The organism is Streptomyces sp. NPDC001927 (assembly GCF_053594455.1).
Map to the genome: position 1 here is coordinate 194,510 of NZ_JBSFEN010000003.1, position 7,629 is coordinate 202,138.

Here is a 7,629-nt window from a genome sequence, read left to right on the forward strand (position 1 = left end):
CGCTGAGGGCGCTTCGGCCTCGGCTGGACGGCGGGAAGGACACGCGGGCAGTGAGCGGTAGCGCGGTGGCGGGGCTGTGCCGACTGAGATTCCATGGGCCGCACAAGGTGGTCGAGCTCTCCGTACCGGCCGACGTGCCCCTGGCGGACCTGTTGCCGACGATCATCGGCTATGCCGGGGACGACCTCGACGAGGAGGCCGCCGAGGCGGGCGGCTGGGTGCTCCAGCGGCTCGGTGAGGAACCCCTGGACGACGAACGCTCCGCAGAGGCCCTGGGCCTGCGGGACGGCGAGCAGGTGTACCTGCGGCTGCGCCGGGAGTCGCTGCCGCCGGTCCACTTCGACGACGTCATCGACGGTGTCGCGGCCGGTCTGGAGGCGCGCGACGACTCCTGGCGTCCCGCGCTGACGCACCATCTGACGCTCGGTGTAGCGCTGTTCGCGCTGGCGGGCGGTCTCGTGCTGCTCGTCCTCTCCCGTGACCTCGGCCAACTGCGCGCGGTCACCGCGGCCGTGACCGGAGGGCTGTTGCTGCTGGGCGCGGCGAGTGCCGCCCGGGCGGTGGGCGATGCCGGGGCCGGTACGGCGCTCGGCGCGGCGGCGGTCCCCTACCTGGCCCTGGCCGGTGCGCTGTTGCCGGCGGGCAGCGGTGACCTGACCGCCGCGCGGCTGCTCGCGGGCAGCTCCGCGGCGGCCGGCGGGGCGGTGCTCGCGCTGGCCGCCGTGGCCTGCTCCGCGCCGCTGTTCCTCGGGCTGCTCGTCACGGCGTTGGCCGGGACGATCACCGGGGCCATCACCCTGGCGGGGCTCGCCGCCGTGGAGACGGCCGCGCTGCTCGCCGTCCTGGTGGTGGCGTTCGCGGCCTTCCTGCCCGGGCTCGCCTTCCGGATGTCGGGGCTCAAGCTGCCGGCGCTGCCGCGCAGCGCCGACGAACTCCAGGAGGAGATCGAGCCGTACCCGGCGCAGGACGTCCTGGACCGCAGTGCCGTCGCCGACGGCTATCTGACCTCCTTCCACGTGGTGACCGCCGTGCTCCTCGCGGGCTGCCTCACCCCGATCGCCCTGGGGTCCGGCTGGCCGTCGGTCGCGCTGGCGGCCGCGCTGTCCCTGCTGCTCGTCCTGCACGCGCGCGAGGTGGGCTCGCTGTGGCAGCGGCTGGCCCTGGTCCTGGCCGGCGTGTACGGACTGGCCCTGCTCACCGTACGGTGGGCGATCGCGCTCGACTCCACCGGCCGGCTTGGTCTGATGGCCGGTCTGACGAGCGTGGCCTCGGTCCTGGCCATCGTCTCGTGGACCGTGCCGGGGCGGCGGATGCTGCCGTACTGGGGCCGGGCCGCCGACCTGCTGCACAGCGCGCTGGCGATGAGCCTGCTGCCGCTCGCGCTGACCGAGGCCGGAGTCTTCGCCTGGGTCCGCGGGCTCACCGGCTGACCCGCAGCCAGGCCACTGGCGCACCGCCCCGAACCGCCGGCGGCTGCGCCCCCTGACAGAACCGTTCCTGCGGAGGAGTTCACATGCAGTCCAGGCGCGACCAGGTGCAGGCCCACCTGTTCGTGATGAGCAGGCTCGGGGCCGGCATGCTGCGGGGCGAACCCGACGCGCTGGACCTCCCGACCCGGCGCACCACCCGCGGGGTGCGCATGGGGCTGTTCATCGCCCTTCTGATCGCGCTGGTCGTGGGCCTGTACGGGGCCATCAAGCCGGGCGGCGCGGCCGGCTGGGCCAAGCCGGGCACCCTGGTCGTGGTGAAGGAGACGGGCGCCCGCTATCTGTTCATCGGCGGGCAGTTGCGGCCCGTGCTCAACCAGGCCAGTGCCCGGCTGGTGGCCGGGGAGAAGATGACCGTCTCCCAGGTCAGCCTCAACTCGCTGCGGGCGGTCCCGCGCGGCGGACCGGTCGGCATCGTCGGCGCGCCGGACGGGCTGCCGGCGAAGTCCCAGTTGGTGGGCGGCGCCTGGCTGGTCTGCGGGCTGGTCGGCCGTACGTCGTCCGGGGAGGCCACACCGGTGCTTTCGGTGGCCGTCGGGGTCGAGGGGCCCGGACAGGCCCTGGCGCCGGAGCAGGGGCTGCTGGTGGCGACCGCCGACGGCGCCCGGCACGTGCTGTGGCAGGGCAAGCGGCTACGGCTGAACACGCGCGACGGTGCCGGCACGGCGCTCGGCTACGGTACGGCCACGCCCTTCCCGGTCGCGCCGTCCTGGCTCAATTCCCTCCCGTCCGGCCCCGATCTGTCGCCGCCCGACGTCCCGGGGCGGGGCTCGGCCGGCCCCGCGCTGGCCGGGCGCCAGACCCGGGTCGGGCAGCTGTTCACCGGCCCGGGCGGGGAACCGTACGTCCTGACCCGGCAGGGCCTCGCGCCGCTCGGCGAGACCCTGTTCGAGCTGCTGCGGGGAGACCCGAGGACCCAGCGGGACGCGTACGCGGGGGCGCCGGCTCTCGCCGTACCGGTGGGCGCGGCCGATCTCGCCGCGCACCCGGCGCCCGCCGGGACCCTGACGGGGGCCGGGCTGCCCGCGACGCCGCCGAAGCTGGTGGCCGCCGGGGCGGGGCAGGGCGTGTGCACCTCGGTACAGCCCTCGGCGGAGGGGCCGCGCACCCTGGTGACCGTGGTCGACGCGGCGGAGGTGGCCGGTGCACCGCCCGCCGCCCAGCCCGGGGTGGTGACCGGGTGCGGCACGGCCGACCGGGTCTCCGTACAGCCGGGCGGCGGGGCCCTGGTCCGGGCGCTGTCCGGGGCGGGGGCGGCCGGGACGACGTACCTGGTGGCGGAGAACGGCGTGAAGTACCCGCTGCCGTCCGAGGAGGCCATGAGGACCCTCGGCTACGCCGGCAGTGCCCCCGTGGGCCTGCCCTCGACCCTGCTGACCCTGCTCCCGACCGGCCCGAGCCTGGACCCGGCCGCGCTGGCCTCGGCGAGCCTGGTGGAACCGCACGCGGACGCCGCGGGCGCGCCATGTCCCGGTGTCCCGCGGCGGTGAACCCCTGGCCGGGGCAGGGCCGTTCACCCTGCCGGGAATCCCACGCACATACCGTCCGACCAAGGAGACCAGGTGCCCGAGAACCTCGATGCCAACCTCAAGGTGTCGTCAGCGGTCCTCACGCAGACCCTCGACCGCCTCGAGTGGCACGTCCAGACGATGGAGCGGTCCTACACGCAGTCCGAGGAGATCGCCACCGACGTGTCGCGGACGATGGTGTCCACGGCCGGCCAGAAGTTCGTCGCGAAGATCGAGAACTGGCAGCGTGGCTACCGCTCGGTGATGGCCGAGTACAAGGACCTCGTCGACGCCGTCCACTACACCAGCAAGGTCATGACCGACACCGCCGGCGAGGCGGACTCCAACATGGACCTCTGGTCCAGCGACGTCTACGACATCCTCGGCAAGTGAGTCCGGCCGGCTCCCCGTCACACCTTCGCACTTCGACCACCCCTCCCCCTCTGCACAAGGAGTCGCCATGAGCGAAATGGACATGAACATCCAGCACGCTCCGCTCAGCGAGGCCAACGAGCGCATGCGGCAGGCCGCCGCGTCCATGCACAACGCCCTCACCGACATGGTCAATCAACTCGACGCCGTCAAGAGCGAGTTCACCGGTGAGGCGGCCAAGGAGTTCGAGGAGTTCAAGCGGGCCGTCAGCATCCTGGACGAGCAGCTGTCCACGCAGTTCACCCAGGGCGCCGACCTCCTGGAGAACGCCCACAGCATCATCAGGAACGGCGACCGCAAGAGCGCCTACCTGTTCCAGCGCTGACCCGCCGCGACGGCAGGCACACGCGCACCCGGACCCGGCCCAGGGCAGTCACCCACGGGCCGGGTCCTCGCATGCCCGGGGGTGAACCGCCGGGTGCGGGGCCTCCGTTCTTCCTGCCGAACACCACACAGCGACAGCTCGACACGAAATGACGGCAGGAGAGGTCCGATGGCGACCACGCCCCCCAAGGACGACCCGAACGACCCGGACAAGGACGACGGGGACGACAAGGATTCGTTCAAGATCACCGAAGCGATCCTGCTGGACTTCGCCAACAAGTTCGAGAGCCTGCTCAAGGACATCGGCGAGAACCCCTCCCTCCAGAGCCTGACCCAATGGGCCAACGGGAACCTCATCGGTGACGACGGCAAACTCCTGCCGGGCAACACGGGCGAATTGGCGAGCGCCAATGAGGTGCAGACGGCATTCCAGGCCCTGTGCAAGCAGGTGACCACCGGCCTCAGCACCTTCCGCGGCGTCGCCGACAGCGGCTTCCTCACGCTGAAGACCATCAAGGCCATCCTCGACAACGCCTCGGACGACGCCATCAGCGTCACCGAGATGTGGGAGATCCTCAACTCGATCCAGACGGGTGCCAAGACGCAGACCATGGACGCGCCCCCGGCACCGAAGAAGTAGCCGACCAACCCTCGCCCTGCCGACAGGAGTTCCGCGCGATCATGCCGGTCAACAAGAAGTGGGAAGAAGCCCTCAAGATCTTCATGGGTACGACCGGCAATCTGGGGGACCGCGACGCGGTGGCCGGTGCGGGATCGGCCAGATGGGTCGTCGACAAGAGCTTGCGCGTCGTCCAGAACGCGGCCGCGAACCAGGACTGGAGCAAGACCTTCGACTTCCACTGGAGCGGGTACGCGACGCTCACCGACGGCTCGGGGGCGAACGTCGCTCCGCCCGTCTTCTACGTGGTGGGTTTCAACCTCGACTGGAAGAACGTCTTCGACAACACGACGTCCAAGTGGAACCTCTGGTTCAGCGACCCCGACAAGACCCTCACGCCCCTGGTGGCCTCGCCGTACAAGAACGACGTCGTCAACGCCACGACGTTCGATCACGCCGCGACGCAGGTCAAGGGGATCGTCGAGTGGTTCGACCACTGGGTGCCGACCATCAAGGGCTGGGCGGACTCGATCGACTCCGACGCGTCCGACTGGAAGGGCAGCGCGGCCGGCTCGTTCCGGAAGTTCCTCAACGTGATCAACGTCGAGATGAGCAAGGTCAAGCTCGACCTCACGGCGCCGTACGACTACATCACGATGCTGACCGCGACCAAGGACCAGCTCTCGAAGTCCACCCTGGGCATGTACAACGGGTTCCACGCCTGGAAGCAGACACCCAACTCCAACGCGGTCAATCTGATGCGCGAGGTGTTCAACCAGGTCATGACGGGTGCGCAGATCCAGGTCACCTGGCAGCCGTACGCGCTCGGTGACACCTACGGCTACGAGCCGGTCTTTCAGAAGATCGTCGACGGGGGCGGCTCCGACGTCACCAACGCGGTCTGGATCGACGGCGTCGAGGGCGAGGCCAAGAAGCGCTGGCTCGCGAACCTGACCCCGCTGGACACGACCGCGAGCGAGCACGTGGGCGCGCTCGACGCCGCGTACCTCAAGCTCGCGGGCGCGCTGAAGGAGGGCGTCTACCAGCCCAACATCACGATGCCGGGCGGCAGTACGGGGCCGGGCGGACCCCCCAACGGCCCCACCAACAACCCGCTCAACGACCTCTTGAACAAGCTGAACCCGGGCGGCAAGGGCGGTCCGGGCGGCGGCCCGAAGGACATACCCAAGCCGGGTGGCGGCGGCGGCATCCCGGGCGGCAAGCCGCCGGGCGGCACTCCCGGCAACCTTCCGGGCAAGAACGGGCCGGGCGGCACCCCCGGGAACATGCCCGGCAAGAACGGGCCGGGCGGCATCCCCGGCAACAAGCCGCCGGGCGGCATCCCCGGCAGCCCTGGTACGTCGCCCGGGCCGGGCGCCGGCGGCAACGTGCCGCTGCTCGACAAGAACGGCAAGCCGGTCCTCGGCCCGGACGGCAAGCCGGTGATGGTGCCGCCCGGTTCCCGGATCGGCAAGGACGGCAAGGTCTACGACTCGAAGGGCAACCCGGTCCTGGGCCCGAACGGCAAGCCCGTCATCGCGCCGCCCGGCGGGAAGGTGGGCACTCTGCCCACCAACAACGGCCAGCCCGGCAACGGGCAGCCGCAGCCGGGGACGATCCCGGGCACCAACCCGTACGACCAGATCAGGCTCCCTGAGGGAGCGAAGATCCTGGAGAACGGCACGCTGGTCGACGCCAAGGGCAAGCCGCTGCTCGACGCCAACGGCAACCCCTACGCGCTGCCGAAGGGGACCACCATCAAGGACGGCATCCTCGTCGATGCGAACGGCAAGCCCCTCAGCCGTACGAACCAGCTGCTGACGAACGCCGAGCACGCGATCGGCTCACGTCCACCGCGGCCCCACACCCAGAGCGGCGGCCTGCCGTTCCCCGAGCACAAGGGCGGTGGCGGGCTCGGTGGCGGCCTCGGCGACGGCCCGAAGCTGAAGGGCAACCCGGGGACCGTCGGCGCGATGACCGGGATCAGCGAACGGGCGGCGCAGAACCTCGGGTCCCTGGCGAGCAACCCGGCCGCGGCGGCGGCCAACGCCACCGGTCAGCAGCAGCGGACGGGACTGGCGGGCCAGCAGCAGACGCAGCCCCCGATGATGCCGCCGATGAGCCCCGGCGCGGGTGCCGGCGCGGGCGCGCCCAACCAGGGCAAGGACCGGCAGCGCACCACCTGGCTGACCGAGGACGAGGAGGTCTGGGGCACGGACACCGGCTCGGTCAGCGGAGTCATCGGCCGCTGACCCCTCCTCCACTCCACCGTACGTACCTACTCCACCGTACGTACCCATCCGAAAGGCTGACCCGTGAGTATCGACTTCGAGGGCAGGATCAAGGACGCCATGTCCGCGCTGTACGAGCAGCGCGACAGGATGCTCGCGGTCAAGCGCGACCTGGACGCGGCGACCGCCTCCGTCACGTCCAAGGACCGCATGGTGTCGGTCACCGTCGGCCCGCAGGGCCAGGTGGTGTCGATGACCTTCCACACCAAGGCCTACCAGACGATGGCACCGGCCGAGCTGTCCGCCGTCCTGCTGACCGTGCTCAATGACGCGCGGGCCCACATGGGCACGCAGGTCATCGAGCAGATCAAGGGCTTCGACAGCTTCGGTGACCACCTGCGCGTGGTCACCGGCATGACCGGCATGCCCGATTCCCTGGAAGAACTCATGAAGCCGCTGCGCGCGATGGGTTCGTCCTTCGGCCTGGAGGAGGCGCAGGAGGAGGCGAAGGCGGCCAAGCAGGACGAGTTCGTCGCCGCCGAGGCCGAGGCCGCCCGCGAGAAGGCCGAACGCGCGGGCAGGCAGGACGAGTTCGCCGCCGATTCGGAGAGCCGTATCCCCACCGGGAAGCAGGAGGAGTTCAGTGGCTGACGAACTCCGGGTCCTGAGCGACCTCAAGAACAAGTTCGCCTCGTACGACGAGTACGAGCGCTGCCTGGCGGACCTCAACAAGTCGATCGTGGAGATCAACCGGATCAACAAGGAGTCGGCCGGCCAGGACACCATCGGCAAGACGTACCACGAGCAGGTGGACAAGCCGACCGAGAACCTCACCGAGACCATCGCGTACATCCGCAAGCGGCTGGGCGCGGTCGTGACGGCGGGCAACGACACGGTGGAGACGATGAAGAACGCCGACGACGAGGCCGGGCAGACCGTGGACGGCCAATGAGCCTGGACGCTCTCTGAGCCGTGGACGCTCTCTGGGCCGTGGACGGCTTCTGAACCGTGGCGGCGGCTGTCCCCGT

Annotated in this window: 8 protein-coding genes; all 8 read left to right on the forward strand. The window is 70.8% G+C overall.

The window, feature by feature from the left end:
* The first annotated feature begins 50 nt into the window (after positions 1-50).
* The gene (eccD, locus tag ACWCO8_RS08400) at positions 51-1,430 is read left to right on the forward strand and encodes a type VII secretion integral membrane protein EccD (RefSeq protein ID WP_451031569.1); all 1,380 of its coding nucleotides are present in this window, start codon (positions 51-53) and stop codon (positions 1,428-1,430) included.
* Between the two features lie 83 nt (positions 1,431-1,513).
* Positions 1,514-2,977: a type VII secretion protein EccB gene (gene eccB, locus ACWCO8_RS08405; RefSeq protein WP_451031570.1), complete on the forward strand. Its 1,464-nt coding sequence runs from the start codon at positions 1,514-1,516 to the stop codon at positions 2,975-2,977.
* Between the two features lie 72 nt (positions 2,978-3,049).
* Positions 3,050-3,388 carry a hypothetical protein gene (locus ACWCO8_RS08410; RefSeq protein ID WP_451031571.1) on the forward strand — a complete coding sequence of 113 codons (339 nt, stop codon included), beginning with the start codon at positions 3,050-3,052 and terminating at the stop codon, positions 3,386-3,388.
* A 67-nt stretch (positions 3,389-3,455) separates the two neighbouring features.
* Positions 3,456-3,752 carry a WXG100 family type VII secretion target gene (locus tag ACWCO8_RS08415; RefSeq protein WP_451031572.1) on the forward strand — a complete coding sequence of 99 codons (297 nt, stop codon included), beginning with the start codon at positions 3,456-3,458 and terminating at the stop codon, positions 3,750-3,752.
* Between the two features lie 168 nt (positions 3,753-3,920).
* The gene (locus tag ACWCO8_RS08420; protein WP_451031573.1) at positions 3,921-4,391 is read left to right on the forward strand and encodes a hypothetical protein; all 471 of its coding nucleotides are present in this window, start codon (positions 3,921-3,923) and stop codon (positions 4,389-4,391) included.
* A 41-nt stretch (positions 4,392-4,432) separates the two neighbouring features.
* Complete coding sequence (locus ACWCO8_RS08425) at positions 4,433-6,622, forward strand: hypothetical protein (protein ID WP_451031574.1); 2,190 nt, start codon at positions 4,433-4,435, stop codon at positions 6,620-6,622.
* Between the two features lie 63 nt (positions 6,623-6,685).
* The gene (locus ACWCO8_RS08430) at positions 6,686-7,252 is read left to right on the forward strand and encodes a YbaB/EbfC family nucleoid-associated protein (RefSeq protein ID WP_451031575.1); all 567 of its coding nucleotides are present in this window, start codon (positions 6,686-6,688) and stop codon (positions 7,250-7,252) included.
* Positions 7,245-7,553 carry a hypothetical protein gene (locus ACWCO8_RS08435; RefSeq protein ID WP_451031576.1) on the forward strand — a complete coding sequence of 103 codons (309 nt, stop codon included), beginning with the start codon at positions 7,245-7,247 and terminating at the stop codon, positions 7,551-7,553. The genes ACWCO8_RS08430 and ACWCO8_RS08435 overlap by 8 nt, the downstream gene beginning before the upstream one ends.
* The last annotated feature ends 76 nt before the right edge of the window (positions 7,554-7,629 follow it).